The sequence below is a fragment of the Ferruginibacter yonginensis genome, from assembly GCF_042651465.1.
In the GTDB taxonomy this organism is placed as follows: Bacteria; Bacteroidota; Bacteroidia; order Chitinophagales; family Chitinophagaceae; genus Ferruginibacter; species Ferruginibacter yonginensis.
The window spans coordinates 45,804-65,606 of record NZ_JBHSCZ010000002.1; the positions used below are offsets into that span (position 1 = coordinate 45,804).

Genomic DNA, 19,803 nt, shown 5'->3' on the forward strand with positions numbered 1-19,803 from the left:
TTATTTAAAGCTAGGCGAATACTTCTTTTATTTTATTAGCCACTGCTTCTAAATCGGCATCAGTTATATAAGTACTACATGGTATGCTTAAGCAATGTTGGTAAATATAATCAGACCGATCATTGTTGTTGACATACAGGTCGTTTTTAAACATAGGCAACTGGTTCATAGGTACCCAAAAAGGGCGGCTTTGCATTTTGCTATCGTTCAATGCTTTTAATACTTCACGTTGTTTGCTAGTAAAAATAGTTGGCAACCAGTTGTTGGGTTGTACATTGGGCAGCACTTCTTGAAAAACAATATCACCCACGCCAGTTAATGCTTTTTTATAAAAATCAGTAATGGCTTGTTTGCGTTGTAAAAAACCTGGCAATTGCTCCATTTGTGCTACACCCATGGCTGCTGCTACGTTTACCAAACGGTAATTGTAACCAATAGCATCATGCATATATTCAAAAGGGTCGCTTTTTGCTTGTGTGGTGAGGTGTTTTGCTTTTTTAGCCAAAGCTTCATCGTCCGTAACAATCATACCGCCACCACCTGTTGTAATAATTTTATTACCGTTGTAGCTAAACGTACCCATTAAACCAAAGCTACCTGCATGTTTACCTTTATAGTAGCTACCCAAAGCTTCGGTACTATCTTCAATAATTGTAAGGTTATGTTGTTGTGCTATTTGCATCAACTTATCCATATCACACATATTGCCTAACACATGCACTGGCATAATGATAGGTATACGTTTACCTGTTGCTTTATGGTAACAAACACCGTTGCGTTGTTCCGTTTCGTTCTGTAAAAAATCAGCTAAAATAGTCAAATCCATTTGCCAATTGCCAGCATCGGTATCAATTAAAATAGGCGTAGCATTGGTGTATTTAATGGCATTGAGCGTTGCAATAAAAGTGATGTTTGGGGCAATAACCATATCATTTTCTCCAACACCTGCTAATATTAAACAAATGTGTAAAGCAGTAGTACCACTACTTGTGGCCACTGCGTATTTGGTACCGGCAAACTCGGCACTCATTTTTTCAAATTGATCAACAAAGCTGCCTACGCTGCTTACCCAACCTGTTTCAATACATTCGGTTACATATTTTAATTCGTTTCCACCCATGTTTGGGCCACTTAATAGGAGCATGTTGTAATTGAATTTTTAATTTGATTAAAGATAGTGATTTAGGTCATTTATTACCGTTATCTGCGACAATATAGCCTAAAAATGAAGTAAATATGACGTTGTTTTGATGTTGCAAAAGTATAAAAAATCCCCGTTGTGTTGCAACGAGGATTTTCGAAAATTTGATACTACTTTTAAATATTTCTAAATTTTTGTGCAAATGAATCGGTAACAATACCTGTTTGCAATAAAGTGTAAATTTCTTTTACACCATCGGGCACTGTTTTGGTGATCGTATACCCTAATTCATTTTTAATTTTATCGAAATTTACCCTGTAATCACGAGGGTCTTCGTTTAACTCTACATAATCAACTTTTACGTTTGGTACTACTTTACAAACCTCTTCAATGATCATCCCTTTATTGTAGTTTTCTTCGGTACTACCTACATTAAAAACATTGGCTCGTACTTTAGCTTCATCACTTTCTATAACCAATACCACGGCACGGGCTAAATCATCAACATGGCAGTAAGGGCGCCAAAATTGTGCTCCCCAAATGGGTTGTTCACCATTTACGGTTGCATTACGGGTAAATTCATTAACGGTAAGGTCGAAACGTATACGAGGACTAAACCCATACACCGTACTAAAACGCAAAGCCGTACTGCACATATTTGCATCCTTTCTATCTTCTAATAAATATTTTTCGAATTTTACTTTTAACTCAGCATATAGTGAAACAGGGTTTAAAGCCGATGTTTCAGTTACAAAAGAGTTTGGATCAGCCATTTTACCATAATTGCTACAAGTACTAGCAAAAACAAAACGCTTAACGCCGGCTGCTTCGGCCGCTTCATATAATGCTACGCTGCCATCCCAATTGGTGCTGTTAGCATCATCGCTGTATTTTTTACAAGCAGGGTCGCCCACAATTGCAGCTAAATGCGCTACTGCATCAACGCCATCTAAAGCCAATGCAACATCAGCAGCGTTACGAATATCACCTTTTAAAAATTCAAACTTTGGGTGTAGCATTACATCTATCAACGCATCGCCACCAAAACTTAAATTATCAAATGCACGAACATCGTATCCTTTTGCTAATAATTGACGAACCAATACTGAGCCAATATAGCCGGCCCCACCTGTAACAAGTATTTTCATATATAATTTTTATAACCTAATTTTAAAACATGATTAAAAACTAAATGAAAAAATTTAGTTTTTAATTATTAAACATTTGCAAATATAATCATTGGTGAAGATTAGTATTCAATAAGATATTATAATAATAAGTTATACTGCAGGATTGCCTCTTACAATAACATTATCAGGTACATTTTTAACAACAACTGCGCCTGCTCCAACTATAACATTATTACCTAATGTAATACCCTGCTTTATAACTGCACTTGCCCCAATAAAACTATTTTTTCCGACTGTAACATTGCCACATAACACCGCCCCTGGACCAATATGAACAAAATCGCCAATGTTACATTCATGCTCTATAATACAACCTGTATTGCAAATGACACCTATATTAATTTTTGCCATAGCATTTATAATACAACCAGCACTTACCATAACACCATAAGGTTGTATTATGGCAGTATTATCAATTATTGCTGATGGATGAATGGCATTGATAGGAAAAAGATTATTCGCTCTCAGTTTTTCTTGAATGATGGCCCTAATATTGTTATTACCTATGGATATAAAAAATGGATTACAGGCTAATTGCTTTAAAGCATGCACACTATCTTCTTCACCTAAGTACTTTAGTTTAAATGGATTATTTGATTTCTCTTCTGCATCGCAATACGCATCTACTTTATAGCCCATGGCATTTAGTATACTACATACTACATATGAATGACCAGAGTAACCTATTATTATCATTTTAAAAAATTATGATGTTATAATAATTTTTGATATTCATTTTTCATGCTTTCCCAAAATAATTCTCTTTTATAAACAGTAGTAATTTTTTGGAATAACTTTTCTGCCATTTGCTCCATTAAACTGGGGTTATTAAGTGCTATATTCATTTTTGCTGCTATATCTGCTTCATCCATACTTGTAAAAATAAGCCCAGTTTCATTGTGTGTTACTATATCAACATTACCAGCAATTCTGCTACATATAATAGGTAATTTCATTGCAGCAGCTTCTAGTAAAACATTAGGGAAGCCTTCTCTGTATGAAGGAAAAACAAAGAAGTTAGCAATGTGCATATAATATTCTACTTTATCTGTCCAATTTATGTGAATAATTGATGTGTTATTTTTAATTTGATCTTCTATAAATGCAGGTAAGGGATCAAGATCAGGCTCGTATTGGCCTGCAAGTATAAGTCGCAAGTTGGGGAAATCTTTTTGCAGTTTTGTAAAAACATTTACCAATTCTGTAATGCCTTTATCTAATACAAGCCTACCAATAAATAGTAAATAGGTACAGTTGCTGTCATAATGTATAGATGATTTTATTGTTAAGAGAACTTTTTCATCTAGGTTGTTTGGATTATATCTTTCAGTATTGATACCGTTGGAAGAACCGCTACCAATAATGTTGATTTTTTTTGTATTTGTAAAATTATTTTGAAGAATATAATTTTTTAGCGAATTGCTATTAGGCCAAACATTGGTTGCTGCTGCGTACGTAATTTTTTCTATTGTTTTAAGCAAGGCTAATTTTGCTCCTTTTTCTACCATAAGTGGTAAGCCTGCGACTGTATGAATGCGAATGTTGACACCGGCAATTTTTGCAGCTATCATACCAAGTAAACCTGCTTTTGGTGTTTCTGTATGTACAATGGTTGGTTTTTCTTTTTTAAATAATTTTATAAGTTTTACAATACAAATTAAATCTTGTAATGGTGTTATCTTCCTTGTCATTGGTACCACAATATGAGGACAAGTTTCGTTAGCCAATAAAATAGGCAACTCCTTACCAGCTGAACTAATCATAATTACATCGAAACCTGATTGTTGCATATAAGTTGGCTGCCCCTGTAAAGGATATGCCAATGCCATAGGAACCGTGGTTATACGAATAAGTTTGATTTTTCTACTTAACAAAATAAAATATTTAAATTTTTAACGAATAATTGAATTGAGTTTTTTAATAAGGGGCTTTTCTATTACATTAAAAAAAATGATACTGAGTACACAAATAAAAATGATGATAAATAAAGCAAATACATGCAATAATATTGCTGATTGATTAAAGTATTTGCCTGTTAATTTTAAAAAAGCAGCAATAATGGGAAGGTGTATCAAATAAAGTGAGTACGATGCTGTACCAAGTGAATTTAAAATGCGGTTGGTTTTAATTTGCTTTTGCTGCTCTAACCTTACTACGCCTGCTATTATAAAAAAAGAAGGCACACCAAAAAATATTACTCTATTAAAAAAACCAGCCACTAAAGCAATATCATTATTATAAAGCACCCCTGCACATAAAAATAAAATGGTGCCTAACAATACTAATATTTTCCCTAGGTTTAAGCTTATTTTTTTCATAAAAACAGCTATCGCAATGCCCATAAAAAATTCAATATTCATGGGAAAAAAAACGAAGTAATACCAACTACTATGGTTAATAAACCCCATTAAGGGCAAAAGAATAATGATTGCCAAATATAAAACGGATATTACCGTTAACACTTTTTTATTAGGTATTAAAAAACTGAGTGAAAATAAAATATAAAAGAATATTTCATAACTCAACGTCCAACTTACTCCATTTAACATTGTATGTTGCGGTAGCAATAAAAAGGTAGATAACAAATTGGAGGCATTTAAATTATATTGATTGTTATAAAATGTAGGCAACATTATTTGCAAGGCTAGCAATAACGTAATAATAACCCAATACACCGGAAAAACTCTTACAAATCGCCTTTTTAAGAAACTAGTAAAACTATTATTTTTATAATGCAATTGTTGACTTGAATAGGCAATAATAAAACCACTTAACACAAAAAATATATCAACCCCTGCACCCCCAAATAAAAAGAAACCGCCAATAAAGTTTAAGTGAATGCTTTCTTTTATAAGCGATGTTGTATGAAAAAGTACAACCAATAAACTTGCCACTCCTCTCAATACTTGTATCAGATTCAAATTTCGCTTATCAATCATTGAGGTTTTGTGTGTTTGTGTAAAGGGTGTAAATATCTGATAATTTTTTTAAAAGTTTGAACCGTTAGCATAGTTGCCACTATATTTGTGATATATAAAATGATTTATTTACACTCATCTACAATAAATAAAAAATATGGTAATTACTTTATTTGATTATTTGTTGTTTCCACTCTATTTTTTAATATTATTTTTCATCGTTTTAAGAAAAGCAGAAAAATATAAAGGAACGATACTAAGAAAGTATTTTCTTAATACTTTTTATATACACATTTTTGGTTGTGTAATACATGCAATGGTGTTACAATACTATTATGGTTCTGGTGATGCTTTTGGATATTTTGACGGTGGGCATTTTATTAAACAATCCGTTTTCAATTCTGGCAAATTCATAGGTGTGTTTTTTTTAGATGGTCAAAGTTTGAGTCAACTACCTGGCACCGAAAATATGTCTGCGTACGCATATGGTAATTTATTTGCAACTTCTAGCCTTTCGGCAATGAAGTTTATGGGATTTTTTTCAATTTTTTCATTTAGCCATTTTTTAATAAATGCTTTGTTTTTTGGATTTATTTCATTCATAGGTACATGGAAATTATTTTGTGTTTTTAATGATTTATCAAAAAGAAGTATTGAGAAACCGCTTGCAAACTTTATCATTTTTACGCCCACTATATGGTTTTGGGGCAGTGGTGCTGGCAAAGATTCGATTGCTTTAGGCTTTCTAGGCATTTTACTTTTTTCACTTTATCAGTTGTTTATAAAAAAAGAGCGAATTATTATCAACATCATCTATGCTATAATCTCTCTTTATTTACTATCAGGTATAAAAGTGGCTTTAATAGGTATTGTATCAGTATCAATAGGTGCTTACTTTATATTAAATATTATACAAAAAAGTAAAAATATATTATTACGGTTTACTTTAATAATAATTGCAATAGCTGGCTTAATTGGGTTTATTTTTATTTCAATAAATGCTATTAACGATTCGTTAGAAGAAACAGCGCAATTAATTCAGTCAAATATTGAAAATTACAGTATTGCAGAGAGTGAAGAAAGTAAAGGCGGATTTGCTCCTTTAAATTTTGATATAAGCCCTGTTGGTATTTTGATAGCAACCCCTGCAACAGTTTTTAGTACGCTCTATCGCCCTTTTTTATGGGAAACAAGAAAACCGATTATGTTTTTATCGGCATTAGAATCGTTTATAATGTTGTGCTCTTTTTTATATATGCTGTTTAAATCAAAATTTTTTGGATTTTTTAAAACATTATTGACTGATCCCTGCGTAATGTTTTGTTTTGTTTTTTGTACGCTTATGGCAATGATTGTAGGGTTTACAACCTTTAATTTTGGTACTCTTGTAAGATATAGGTTACCCTTGCTACCTTTTTATATTTTTATGATTTTACTCATAAATAATCATATCAAATCAAATAAAAATACTAGCGATAAAGCAATACTTGGTTGATGATAATACGAAAAGTTTATAATGCAGTTTTATAAAAATTTGCTGTATTTGCGGCCATAATAGCAGTGGTATACAATGTGTTGTAAGCATTATATGCTTGCTGTGCAATATTATTTCTTACATCATGATGTTGTAATAAATGTAAAGCACTTTTTGCCATTTCTGAAACATTTGCTTTAGGCACAAGTATCCCAGTTTTGTTGTTTGTAATAATTTCATTTCCTGCTGGTAAATCAAAGGCAATTATGGGTGTTTTTAAGCCCATAGCCTCAATAAATACCAACCCAAAGGCTTCTCCTAATGTTGGATTCAATATGATATCGGCACCTGCGATAAATTGATATGGATTTTGCTGAAATCCTATAAAAGAAACATTTTTCTCAAGCCCCAACATCTTCACTTGTTCTTCTAATTCATTTTTTATTGAACCTATTCCTACGATTTCTAGTTGAACGTTAGGATACACTTTCTGTATTTCGTGTAGCACTAGTAAAGCATAGCTATGTCCCTTTATAGTTTCTAACCGACCCACCACTACAATTTTAGGCGGTATGGCATTATAATCTTTGTTTAATTTATGTACATTGTTTTGTAGTGGTAAATCTAACCCATGATATATAACATGAAAATGCTCTTTTGTTAAACCTATATCAAAAAACAAATTGGCTATAAAGCCTGATACAGCAATATTTTTATTAATATACTTTAATGTAAATAGTGTTATATAAAAAATGATGCCCTTTTTAAGTTTTTTATCTCCTCTTGAATATGCCATTTGCACCGCTTCATTGTAACCATGTTTTGATGAAATAACATATAGGTTTTTATAAAAAATAAGTTTTACTAATGATGCTAACAAATCACTTCTGAGCAAATGACTGTGCAAAATGCTAATGCCATTTTTTCTTAAATAAGCGTTGATTTGCTTTAGGGTGTTTAATTGAATGCTTCTACCAGCAACAATGATGGAAACAGGTATATTTTTTTGCTGTAATGCAGTAGCGAAATTTTGTAGCGTTTCATAACAAAATGATGGGCATACTATAATAAGTTCACAATTAATATCATGCAATTTTAATTGAGGTAACAGATGCTTTAAATGTTTTTCTGCACCTGCAACGCCTTCGGTATATATTAAATGAGCAATTTTCATTGATGTTTTTTTAAATACTTCACCACACGTCTATATTTACAATATTATAAGTTTGCTTGTGAAGCTAGTGCATACATTCGTAAGCAATATTAATTTCCATTTATCCATTTATCATACCACATTTGAAACATCAGCAAATACCAAATTTTTTCTGCTGTTGCCGTTTTTTGTTGATAAAAAGCATGAACAATACTATTTACCTCATTTAAATTAAAAATATTTTGTTTTTGGATAAATGAAGGTGACAAATATTCATCAACATACATTTTCAAATCAGTTTGCAACCATTCTGAAATTGGTATTGTGAAGCCCATTTTAGGCCTATTCATTATTTGTGCAGGAATATACTTATGAACAATTTCTTTTAAAATGAATTTTTTGTTGCCTTGTTTATATTTAAAATGCAGGGGCAATTGGGCAGCCCATTCAATAATATTATGATCTAAGAAGGGTTCTCTACCTTCTAAGCTAACGCCCATGCCAGCTCTGTCAACTTTTTGCAAAATATCATCTACTAAATACGTTTGGTAATCAATTGCCATTAAGTATGACAAAGTATTATAATTATGTGGCATTAACTCTTTACTGTTAAAATGGGTATTTAAAGTAGTTACAGGCATTTTTATCAACCTAAAAACTTCTTGATCATTCAACAATTTGGTTAAATTTAAAAGTATGTTATGGTCACTTGCATCTTTAAACAAGTTTTGCATTTTTTTAAACTTGTGGTGCTTTTTTTTGAGAAAAGGAATATTATTTTTTGGAATACCACCCATTAAAAAACCAGCGCTACTTCTTACAAAAGCTGGTATGCGTTGCAATTTTTTTCCATAATTCATAACATACTCATACCTACTGTAGCCTGCAAAAATTTCATCGCCAGCATCGGCAGAAAGCGCCACAGTAACTTGTGCTTTTGCAATTTTACTTACAAGTGTTGTAGGTATAGCACTACTATCAGCAAAAGGTTCATCATAAAAAAATGGCAACTGTGGTACTATTTCTAGGGCTTCTTTTTGGGTACAATAATATTCAGTGTGATCTGTACCTAAATGTGCTGCAACTTTTTTTGCATGCGGAGCCTCATTTAAATTACTATCGGTAAAACCAATTGTAAACGTTTTTAATTTTTTTGTTTGTTCTTTTTGCAATAAAGCTGTAACACAGCTACTATCATAACCTCCACTCAAAAAAACACCAACTGGCACATCACTCACCATTCTGTATTCAAAAGCTTTTACCAAAATTTTTTCTGTTTCAACAATTGCTTCGGGTAAATCAATTTTTAAGGTAGGCTTATTATATGCATCATAAACATTCCAATATTGCTTAATACTTAATGAAGTATCAATTGAATTTAATTGTAAATAGTGGCCTGCATTAAGTTTATAGGTATCATTAAATATACAATGTGGCGCAGGTACATACCCATATTGCATGTAAGCTGCCAGCGCATGTGTATTTATTTGCTTTTGAAAAGAAGGATGCTGCATAATAGCTTTTAACTCAGATGCAAATAGAAACAATCCATCTTTCCAGTAATAGAAGAATGGTTTTACCCCAGCTCTATCTCTACAAGCAAATAAGGTATTATTTGATTCATCATAAATTACAAAAGCGAACATACCAATAAAGTGATGTAGTGCATCGCTACCCCATTGTTCATATGCATGTAAAATAACTTCAGTATCGCTGTTGCTATGAAATTGATGACCTAATGTTTCTAAAGTAGCTTTTATTTCAGCATAATTATAAACTTCACCGTTGTAGGTAATATGATAATTTTTATAATGCTGCGGTTGGCTACCTCCCTCTGTAAGGTCAATAATACTAAGCCTCCTGTGGCCTAAGCCTATATTTGCATGTTGCATATTGAACATTTTATAGCCTTCGCCATCAGGACCTCTGTGCTGCATTGTTCTGTTCATTTTTTCTAGAACAACCCTATCTGTTTGTTTTTTAAAATCTACAAAACCTGATATTCCACACATGTATTTATAATTAATTGAGCGTAAAAAAGTAATTCAATACCGTTATAATATAATTAAATGAATTGATTTTTATTACTGGCATAGCTACGTAAAGCTATTTATTTGAAAAATTTATTATAACTCGGTAAGCAGCAATGCATGTACCGTTTTTAAAAATTAAGCAATTGTTTTTAGTAGTAAAAGTAATAAAGGTATTGTTGTTAAAAAATATTATCCATTTGCCACGTTCAAAAGATACTCACCATATCCACTTTTTTTAAGTTCATTGGCCAAACTCAGTAACTGTTCTTTGTTAATAAAGCCTTTTCTAAAAGCAATTTCTTCAGGACATCCAATTTTTAACCCTTGCCTTTTTTCAACAACTCTAACATATTCGCTTGCATCGCTTAATGAATCAAAAGTACCTGTATCTAACCAAGCAAATCCACGATCTAATAGCGCAACTTTAAGCTTTTGTTGTTGTAAGTATATTTTATTGACATCAGTAATTTCGTATTCACCACGTGGACTAGGTTCAATATTTTTTGCTATTGATACTACACTATTATCATAAAAATAAAGACCCGGAACAGCAAAATTACTTTTAGGATGTGTAGGTTTTTCTTCAATACTTAAAGCTGTGAAATTTGCATCAAAATCAACTACACCATAACGCTCTGGATCGCTAACAGGGTATGCAAAAATTACTGCACCTTGTACTTCAGCGGCTTCTTTCAGTATTTTGCTAAAGCCACTACCGTAAAAAATATTATCACCAAGTACTAGCGCAACACTGTCTGTACCAATAAATTCTTCACCAATTACAAATGCTTGTGCCAACCCATTGGGTTTTTCTTGTTGAGCATACTCAATGTTACAACCCCAATTATGACCGTTTCCGAGCAGCCTTTTAAATTGCTCCTGATCATTTGGCGTTGTAATTATTAAAATATCTTTTATACCAGCTAACATTAATGTACTTAGCGGATAGTATATCATAGGCTTATCATAAATCGGCATTAATTGTTTGCTTATACCAATTGTTATTGGGTACAATCTTGTTCCTGAACCACCTGCTAAAATTATTCCTTTCATATTTTTATTAAACTGACTTTTATTTGTGTTGATTTAAGATTACATAATTTATAAGGTACAATCTATTTTTAGGAAAAAAAATATAATTTATGTTATTATAAAGTATCGATAATTGCTTTATAACTTAAAAACATTTGACGATCACTAAACTTTTGAGTAGCTGTATTTAGGGCTGCTGCCTCTAAACTAGCTTTAAGAACAGGGTTTAATATAATTGTTTCAATAGCGTTTGCCATTTCATTTACTTGATTTACAGGAACCAATAACCCATCTTTTTGGTTTGTAATCATGTTATTTATACCATCAACATCAGAAGCTACAATTGCTTTACCACAAGCCATTGCCTGCATAATAGCAGTACTCATTGTTTCGCCAAATGATGCATGAACATAAACATCTAACTTTTGAAGAAAGTAAACCAACGCATTTTCATTAAGCATCCCTTCAAAAATAACATCGTTTTGTAAGTGCAACTTTTTTGTTTCTTCTTCTAAACTTATTTTTTTTTCTCCATCGCCAGCCAAGTATAATTTTAAATGATGTTCAGGTAATTTTTCTTTCAGTTGTTTGAATGCTGCTATAAGTGTACTATGATCTTTAATAGCAACAATACGGCTTTGCATACCAATACTAATTTGTGTTACATTATTTGAAGCTAAGGGAGCAAATTTATTAAGATCAATTCCGTTAGGAATAACAGAACATTTTGATGCCTTAAATTTTTTTCCGAAATGAATGCTCACCTGCTTCATATAATCATTGCTTAAAAAAACAATCTTATCAGCAAGCTTCATAGCCACTTTAAGTGCAACATTTTCGAAAGTTGTTTTTAAATGAAGGGCTTGTGTTTCTCTAACAATAATTTTACTTTTCGATAGTAATAATTTTGCTAGCCATGCGGATGGTAGCTGCATGGAGCCATGTAAAAAAATTATATCAGGTTTTGATTTTTTTATTTGTTTAAATATTTTATAATAGTACGAAACATGTTTACCTGCTGTTTTTTTTATAAAATGATATTTGATATTGTTAGCCGTACACCTTGTTACATACTCTTCTCTAATATCTTCAATACCACAAAAAATTGCTTCGTACTCAAATGATTTTTCCTTATCAGCTTTTACCATGCTGAAAAATACATTGCCATGACCACCAAGGCCAGAGTAAAGTATGTGGAGAATCTTCATTATATATAGTTATTTAAAAGTGCTGAAATTGTTTATTGTAAGCCCATTTTTTAAACTAAATACTTTCATAAATAGAAAGTAAATTATGGATATATTGGGCTCTTGTTACAGTAGCAAGTGCATATTTTTTGGCGTTTCTACTTTGCTCATTAATATTTATTTTTCCATTATAAATATCTTTTAAAATAGCAGCCACTTGATGTTCATCATTTAAACTAAAATAAATTGCATGCTCGTTTACAATACTTTTTAGTGGCTTTATATCAGAAAGCATCGCCGGTAAACCAGCCGCCATAGCCTCAAAAACCGATAATGGGAACCCTTCAAATTTAGATGGCATTATAAATAAATCATAATTACAAATAACTGCTGCTGTATTTTTTATATGCCCCATCATATTAACTTTTACACCAAGCTTTGCAATAGTTTGTTCATACACTGCTTTATTACCAGCGCCATAAATATCTAAACTTATATTTTCAGCTTTTAAGTGCTGAAACACTTGTATGAGGTATTCGAAATTTTTGAGGGGTTTTAGTGTACCTAGTGCTATTAATTTTAATTCTTTTTTATGGTAATTATAATCGTTGGTTTTTAGTTCAAAAAAATGATCGGGTACAAAATTATTAAGTACAAATGCTTTCCCTTTAAACGGAATTGCATTTATAAAATCTGCCTTAATAAAATCTGATAACAAGATAACATTTGTTGATTTTTTTAATAGAAACAAATGCTTCTCAAGCCACAACCTAGTTTTGGTTGTCTCTTTATCCATTGAGTAGGTGGTGTGTAAAGTATGGATATGCTTTACTCCTTTAGGCATGGCTAAATGAGCATACAAACCTGCCGGATTTAAATGACTATGTACAATATCAATGTTATAATCTACAATAATTTTTTTAATTCTTTGTAAAAGCTGCCATACATCTGTAACACCTTTGTAATTTAAATTATGAATAGTTACTTTATTATCCAATCTATCAAGCAGATAAGATGGCCCCATGAAAAATGCTAAATGATTTTCAGTATGTTCACTTAACCCACCAGATGAAAGTGAGTTAGCAAGTAGTACTTCTGCTCCCCCCGGAGTCATAGCATTGATGATATGAAGAATTTTTTTCAAACGAAAAATAGTGATAGATAATGTTGAATTGAAGTATTATTTTTTTGATTGCTGTGTATGCATTACACTCTTTACAACACTTCTGATAAGGTTAAAATTTGTTTGATTCTATGCGTAAAAGTATGTTTTGAGGTTACTTTTTCATAACCGTTTGTAATTACGTTGTTTAAATCATTGTAATTATTTAATGCAAATGAGATAGTATCAAAAAGCTCCTGCTCATTATGATACCACAACAAATCATCTTTTAAAAAATTATCACTTATAAACTTTTTATGGTCGCATATTTGTAAATTTTTTGACCCCAATATTTCAAAAAACCTTTGATTTACGCCAATTACAGACTGTTTTTGATGTATGTTGATACACAATTTAGATTTACTATAAAGCTCATTTAACTTTGATGGCAAAACAATTTTATTTGTGTAATTCTTTTTGTTTTTCCTAAATAGATGATGTAATGGCCTTCTAAATTTTGAGTAATATTGACCATAAATTGAAATCTTTTTATCGGGGAATTTTTCAATTATTTTATCGAGTAATCTTATTCTATCTGGCACTAATCCGCCTACAAATAGAATATCAATTTCTTTTTTATTTGTTATTGGAAAATACACTTTTTCATCTAGTGCTAAAGGCATAAACGTACCATCAACATCATATTTTTCTTTTAATAATGGAATATCAGTTGCTTCAAATAAAAAAACTTTATGTACATATGGAAGTATAGCTAAAGATCCTGGATAGCTATGAATTGAATCCATCATCCATAAAATGTTGGCACTGCTTTTCATTTTACTAATTACGGTAGGATCAATTTGATGCCCTTTTATTATAAAAAGAATATCGGGTTTAAATTCGTTATAAGTTTTTTCAAATAAGCTATTAAACTGCTTATTTTTAAATTTATAAAAGTCGTCGGTTTTTGTTAAGTAGAACTGAACTTTTTCTTTTACGTTTTCAACTGCTCCATCTGTAAAGCCAATTACCTTAGTTTGAAAGTTTAAATTTTTAAATGCTTGTTCTACACTTTCATTATAGCCATGAAAAATTGGTCCAACAATGAGTACTTTTTTTTGTTGCATAAATTTTATTTAAATAAACCTTTATTTTTCATTTCTTCAATACTCTCATCATATTTGCTTTCTTTAATATTTTGAGTTGATACCCAACTAGCAAATTTTGTAATACCTTCTTCAAACGGTACTTTAGGCGTAAAATTTAAAGCGTTTTTTATTTTGGTAAGGTCAGCATAATTGTGCCTTATATCGCCTAAACGATAATTACCTGTAATAGTAATGGGCACATTTTTGTTATATTGTTTTAATAATGTTGTAGCAACGGTATATACATCAGTAGCAACTCCCGAACCAACATTGAAAACATCATTTTCAATTGTATCATTTTCAATTCCGAAAATTGTAGCATCTACTACATCATCTATAAATACAAAATCCCTACTTTCTTTTCCATCTTCAAAAATATTAATAGGCTTATCATTTAAAATTAATGTAGAAAAAATTGAAAGTATTCCTGTATATGGGTTGCTTAATGATTGACCCGGACCATAAACATTTTGATAGCGAAAAGCAATGGCCTTAATACCAATAGTTTTACAAACGCACAAAACCATTTGTTCTTGATTTTGTTTGGTAATTCCATAAACAGATGAAGGGTGTATTTTTGATGCTTCATCTGTAGCCATTAGTTGTAATGCGGTGGTTTCGGCAGGTATAGATACTTCGAAATTTCCACTAAGCATGGTTTCATCATTTCTATGTTCTGGATAAACAATTCCAAATTTTTCAGATAAATATTTACCTTCCCCATATATGGATCGAGATGATGCTACAATAACCTTTTTAACTTGTAATGATTTGTCGTTTGTTAATAAATCTAACAATATAGCAGTACCCCCAACGTTAACATTAGTATATCTTTCAATTTCATACATTGACTGCCCAGTGCCAGTTTCTGCAGCATAGTGCACTACTAAATCAATGCCTTTTAAGGCTTTCATCCAATCTTGTTTATTTGTAACATCGCCTTTTATAAATGTTACTTTATCTTTTATACTGTTGTACAATGGTGATGTTTCTACAGCATTATCCCCATGAATTTGTGGAGATAAATTATCAAGTACAACAACACTATGATTTTTTTTGATTAATGCTAGTGCCAAATTAGAACCTATAAAACCAGCACCTCCTGTTATTAAAATTTTCATATTAATTTATAAAATCCCCATCAGGGTTTGTTTTTTTCCATTGTTTAGTTTCTAAGCAATATCGCTTAATTATTTTTGCAGGGTTACCAACTGCTACGCAATAATCAGGAATACTTTTAGTAACAACTGAGTTTGAGCCAATTACCGATTGCTTACCTATACTACAACCTAATATGCAAACATTTTCGCCAATCCAACTTCCATAGCCAATTACTACAGAATTTTTCTGTACAATTTTTTGAAGTTTAATAGGTATAGTTACATCTTCATAGCCATGTAAATTATCTGAAATATAGATTTTATCAGCAGTAAGTACATAATCTTCAATAACTATTTTACCAGTTGCATATATGTGGTTAAAATTTCCTATGGAACAGTTGTCGCCAATGGTTAACTCACACGTACTTTGACCAGTATGAGGTACTGCTGCTAACCAAGCATTGTAACCAATAAACGTACATTTACCAATACTAATATTTTTAGTACCCCCTAATGACATTGGGCTACGCAATACACTAGCATATCCAAATTTTTTAAATTTAGTTTTATAGTACAGGTACTTAATTTTATAATATATTCTTTTAATCATCGTTTTTACCTATTGCAAAAAAGTGATCGAATGCCATGTAATAATATACTTGTTTACGCACTCCAAAAAAGTTTCTACACATACAAAAAATGGTATAAAACACCATACGCATGTTTTCATAAAATGTTCCACTATGTTGTGTTTTAATAAAATGCTCTAATTGTAAAGCATGCTTGTTAAATAAAAATTTTGTTGATGATTTATTAAAAAATGAAATATGCTCCCAAGAGAAATAATACAACCATTTTTTACCACATAGTTTAGCATATAAAGAGTTGTTGTTACCTGTTAAAACAACCAACCTTCCATTTTTAGCAAGGTAATGCTTAACAAGTTTCATTAGCTCATTAATATTTGCAACATGTTCTACAACGTCCATAATTAAAATAATATCAAACTTTTTATTTTCAAAAGTTTTTTCATTTAACATAGATGTTACTACGTTTAAGTTAAACGTTTTCCTAGAAAATTCACTAGCAAGAGGAGATGGTTCAACACCATAACAATCTAAGCCTTTTAATGATAAATCATTTAATAAATGTCCTAATCCCGAACCTATTTCTAAAACATTTTTTGCACTTGGACATTTTTCTAAAATTAAATCTCCAAACCGTTTTGTATCGAGAGGCCTTCTATCATAAGGGTTTTGTTTTACTGCATCATAATATTCAGAATTAGCTTCACTATAATATTTATTTATATACTCCTCCTTTATTATTCTTGATAAATATGAATGGTGACAATGCAAACACTTTACAATATCACTCATTGCCTCTTCATTTTTTACATCTATTTTAGCCTTTTCTAACACAAAGCAGGTATGTAAAATATTTTTATGCTGCAATTTGCGTTCATTACTTCCGCATACTGGGCAATTTTGTTCTACAAAATATTTATCGTAAATAGAATTCATTTTTTAAATATTAAAATTAACTTTTTAAAGTATGTATTTGTTTCAGGTACTACTAACAAGTAAATAATTGACACCACAAATAATAATATTGCTAGCGCAAAAATACTGTTGTTACTTATAAATTGGGTTTTTAAATATTTAGCTCCTATTGCTAATACACCAGCTACAATAAGTGGTATACACACGTCTTTTTTAAACCAATTCCAAATTTCATTTTTTAAATAAAAAAAATGTATTAGAGGAATTGAAATTAATACAATGCCAAGGTTCACAACTAGCCAAACATAACTTGCTCCTAAAGCACCATAATTTTTATACCATATTAATAATAATGGAACTAATATAATGGCAGCGATGATATTTTGATATAAACCATACTTAGTATTACCTTTTGCCAATGTTAAATAATAAGGTACAATCATTAAGCAATTGAAAATAGTACCAGCTATTACTACTTGTAATATGGGTGTAGTATTGTTTGTTAATGTTTCGTTTTTTGTCCACAACATTAAAATATCTTTTGCAAAAACAATCAAAGTAAAACCAATTGGAAACACTATAATGGAAATCCATTTACAAGATTTATGATACAACTCAACAAGTGCTGTTTGATTTTGTGTAGCGGCTAATTGTGTAAGTTTAGGATAAATAATGGTTTGTAATGGCGTTACTATTGCAGTAATACCGCTTGCTAATAAAAAAGCTAAACTGTAATAGCTTAATTGCTCTAAATTTCTACTTACAATAATTTTATCTATTTGTGTGATAAAAAAAGTAACAACCGCTGTTGCTGCAATACCTGCGGCAAAGCGCCATATTGTTTTTAACTCAATTACTGAAAAGGCTGATTTTATTAGGGGTGCATTTACTTTTTTATAAACAAATATTCGCATGGCAAATGTGTACAGTATAGTAATAGCTACTTGCCATATAAAATATGAAACTATTGTTGGTTTAAAAAAGAATAAAATTAATAATGCCCCAAGCGCCTTTAAGGTTGTAAAAATGATATTGAGTATTGCATTAGCATTTTGTTGCTGCAAACCTACTAATGCACCATCATACACACTTACAGGAAATTGAAATGCAAAAACCACCCCCATTAACATGATACAGTGCTGTATTGTTATTGGTTCAATATGAACTGCTTTTACCCAATTAACAGCAATTGGGTTTGCTAATAAAACAATACTTATACCTAATACAATGGCTATTATCCAATTAATTACTTCAACTGTAAAAATTAAATTCTTTAATTGTTGCTCTTTATTGGTTTGTGTTTTATAAATAGCTACCTGCCTAATTACTGATGCACTCAACCCAACATCAAGAATTGCTAAAGCGCCTGATAAGGTCGCATAAAATGCTATAAGTCCATAACTTTCTACCCCTAATAATTTCACATATATTGGAACAAGCAAAATTGATAATGCTGCTCCCCATATTCGTGAAAGCAAAATTATAATCATTTTAGCGCTTCCGCTTTCCAAATTAATACTAGCCAATACTTTATTTTTAATAAAAAACTATAGTTCGAAATACCTCTAATAAATAATTATTTATAGGGGTTATTTACTATTATATCCTGTTGTAATATGGTTATTAAAGCGCTTCTTTTATAACATTAGTACCTATGATGGTATTGGTTTATGTAAAAATGGCTCTTTCTATCATTACATTTTTTATGCACCATACATTCCTTCATAATACTTTAAATAATTGCCACTTGTTACTTCTTCTAACCATTTTGTATTTTCTAAATACCAATCAATTGTTTTACTAATGCCTTCTTCAAATTGTAATGAAGGCATCCAGCCTAATTCATTTTTAAGTTTTGACGCATCTATTGCATAACGCAAATCATGACCAGCCCTATCGGTAACATAAGTAATGAGTTTTTCAGATTGGCCAGCTGTTCTTCCAAGTTTAATATCCATTTGCTTACATAATTCTTTTACCAATGCGATGTTAGTCCATTCGTTATGGCCACCAATATTATAAGTTTCGCCAACTTTTCCATTATGAAAAATCACATCAATTGCCTTTACATGATCTTCTACAAAAAGCCAATCTCTAACATTTTCGCCTTTTCCATAAATAGGCAATGGCTTATTGTTAATAATATTATTTATACAAAGTGGAATTAGTTTTTCAGGAAAATGATATGGCCCATAATTGTTGCTACAATTACTAATTTTAACAGGCATGTGGTACGTATGGTAAAATGCCCTTACGATATGATCGCTACTTGCTTTACTTGCACTGTAGGGGCTACGAGGATCATAGGCTGTTTGCTCTGTAAAAAAGCCTGTATCTCCAAGGCTTCCATACACTTCATCTGTACTTATATGATAAAATAATTTACCATCGTAATTGCCATGCCAACTGTTTTTTGCGGCATGTAACAAAGTGGCGGTGCCCACTACATTTGTTGTAATAAATGCAAGTGGGTCTGTTATACTTCTATCAACATGACTTTCAGCTGCACAATGTAAAATGGCATTAAAAGAATATTTATCAAAAAGTGTTTGTAATAAAGCGGCATCAGTAATATTACCTTTTACAAAGGTGTAATTGCTTTTATCTTCAATATCTTTTAGGTTGGCTAAGTTGCCAGCATAAGTTAGTGCATCTATATTTACAATATGGTATGATGGGTACTTATTTACAAATAACCTAACAAGGTGCGAACCAATAAAACCTGCACCACCTGTAATTAATATATTCATACTATTTTTTTAATATTTAGTAACTGTTATTTGAACGTTTTAATTATTAATTAATAACTATGTTTTATACAAC

The 19,803-nt window shown here is 31.1% G+C and carries 17 protein-coding genes; 1 reads left to right on the forward strand and 16 read right to left on the reverse strand.

Going from position 1 to position 19,803, the window contains the following annotated elements; all coding sequences use genetic code 11:
* Positions 1–10 precede the first annotated feature (10 nt).
* From ACFOWM_RS07345 to ACFOWM_RS07365, 5 genes are all read right to left on the reverse strand, one after another.
* A complete protein-coding gene (locus ACFOWM_RS07345; protein WP_379708373.1) occupies positions 11–1,144 on the reverse strand; it encodes a LegC family aminotransferase in 1,134 nt (377 codons plus the stop codon).
* A 173-nt stretch (positions 1,145–1,317) separates the two neighbouring features.
* The gene (locus ACFOWM_RS07350) at positions 1,318–2,289 is read right to left on the reverse strand and encodes an NAD-dependent epimerase/dehydratase family protein (protein WP_379708375.1); all 972 of its coding nucleotides are present in this window, start codon (positions 2,287–2,289) and stop codon (positions 1,318–1,320) included.
* Positions 2,290–2,421: 132 nt separating this feature from the next.
* Positions 2,422–3,027, reverse strand: coding sequence for a NeuD/PglB/VioB family sugar acetyltransferase (locus ACFOWM_RS07355; protein WP_379708377.1), 606 nt, complete (start codon positions 3,025–3,027; stop codon positions 2,422–2,424).
* 17 nt (positions 3,028–3,044) lie between these two features.
* Positions 3,045–4,205 (reverse strand): glycosyltransferase family 4 protein, encoded by a 1,161-nt coding sequence (locus tag ACFOWM_RS07360; protein ID WP_379708379.1) that lies wholly within the window; start codon positions 4,203–4,205, stop codon positions 3,045–3,047.
* An 18-nt stretch (positions 4,206–4,223) separates the two neighbouring features.
* Complete coding sequence (locus tag ACFOWM_RS07365) at positions 4,224–5,270, reverse strand: acyltransferase family protein (protein WP_379708381.1); 1,047 nt, start codon at positions 5,268–5,270, stop codon at positions 4,224–4,226.
* A 136-nt stretch (positions 5,271–5,406) separates the two neighbouring features.
* Between ACFOWM_RS07365 and ACFOWM_RS07370 the strand changes: the two genes are divergently transcribed.
* Complete coding sequence (locus ACFOWM_RS07370; RefSeq protein ID WP_379708383.1) at positions 5,407–6,744, forward strand: hypothetical protein; 1,338 nt, start codon at positions 5,407–5,409, stop codon at positions 6,742–6,744.
* A gap of 16 nt (positions 6,745–6,760) precedes the next feature.
* On the opposite strand, the gene ACFOWM_RS07375 is transcribed toward ACFOWM_RS07370, so the two are convergent.
* From ACFOWM_RS07375 to rfbB, 11 genes are all read right to left on the reverse strand, one after another.
* Positions 6,761–7,897: a glycosyltransferase gene (locus ACFOWM_RS07375; protein ID WP_379708385.1), complete on the reverse strand. Its 1,137-nt coding sequence runs from the start codon at positions 7,895–7,897 to the stop codon at positions 6,761–6,763.
* An 89-nt stretch (positions 7,898–7,986) separates the two neighbouring features.
* The gene (gene asnB, locus ACFOWM_RS07380; RefSeq protein WP_379708387.1) at positions 7,987–9,888 is read right to left on the reverse strand and encodes an asparagine synthase (glutamine-hydrolyzing); all 1,902 of its coding nucleotides are present in this window, start codon (positions 9,886–9,888) and stop codon (positions 7,987–7,989) included.
* A 210-nt stretch (positions 9,889–10,098) separates the two neighbouring features.
* A complete protein-coding gene (rfbA, locus tag ACFOWM_RS07385; RefSeq protein WP_379708389.1) occupies positions 10,099–10,962 on the reverse strand; it encodes a glucose-1-phosphate thymidylyltransferase RfbA in 864 nt (287 codons plus the stop codon).
* Positions 10,963–11,057: 95 nt separating this feature from the next.
* The gene (locus ACFOWM_RS07390) at positions 11,058–12,149 is read right to left on the reverse strand and encodes a glycosyltransferase family 4 protein (RefSeq protein WP_379708391.1); all 1,092 of its coding nucleotides are present in this window, start codon (positions 12,147–12,149) and stop codon (positions 11,058–11,060) included.
* A 55-nt stretch (positions 12,150–12,204) separates the two neighbouring features.
* On the reverse strand, positions 12,205–13,272 hold the full coding sequence (locus ACFOWM_RS07395) for a glycosyltransferase family 4 protein (RefSeq protein WP_379708393.1): 1,068 nt from the start codon (positions 13,270–13,272) through the stop codon (positions 12,205–12,207).
* A 71-nt stretch (positions 13,273–13,343) separates the two neighbouring features.
* On the reverse strand, positions 13,344–14,357 hold the full coding sequence (locus ACFOWM_RS07400) for a CgeB family protein (RefSeq protein WP_379708395.1): 1,014 nt from the start codon (positions 14,355–14,357) through the stop codon (positions 13,344–13,346).
* A gap of 5 nt (positions 14,358–14,362) precedes the next feature.
* Positions 14,363–15,499 carry an NAD-dependent epimerase/dehydratase family protein gene (locus ACFOWM_RS07405; protein ID WP_379708397.1) on the reverse strand — a complete coding sequence of 379 codons (1,137 nt, stop codon included), beginning with the start codon at positions 15,497–15,499 and terminating at the stop codon, positions 14,363–14,365.
* 1 nt (position 15,500) lies between these two features.
* Positions 15,501–16,088: an acyltransferase gene (locus ACFOWM_RS07410; protein ID WP_379708399.1), complete on the reverse strand. Its 588-nt coding sequence runs from the start codon at positions 16,086–16,088 to the stop codon at positions 15,501–15,503.
* The gene (locus ACFOWM_RS07415) at positions 16,081–17,001 is read right to left on the reverse strand and encodes a class I SAM-dependent methyltransferase (protein ID WP_379708401.1); all 921 of its coding nucleotides are present in this window, start codon (positions 16,999–17,001) and stop codon (positions 16,081–16,083) included. The genes ACFOWM_RS07410 and ACFOWM_RS07415 overlap by 8 nt, the downstream gene beginning before the upstream one ends.
* Positions 16,998–18,470, reverse strand: coding sequence for an oligosaccharide flippase family protein (locus tag ACFOWM_RS07420; RefSeq protein ID WP_379710319.1), 1,473 nt, complete (start codon positions 18,468–18,470; stop codon positions 16,998–17,000). Before ACFOWM_RS07420 ends, ACFOWM_RS07415 begins: the two co-directional genes overlap by 4 nt.
* A gap of 213 nt (positions 18,471–18,683) precedes the next feature.
* Entirely contained in the window at positions 18,684–19,730 is a 1,047-nt protein-coding gene (gene rfbB, locus ACFOWM_RS07425) for a dTDP-glucose 4,6-dehydratase (protein ID WP_379708403.1), read from the reverse strand.
* Positions 19,731–19,803: the final 73 nt, after the last annotated feature.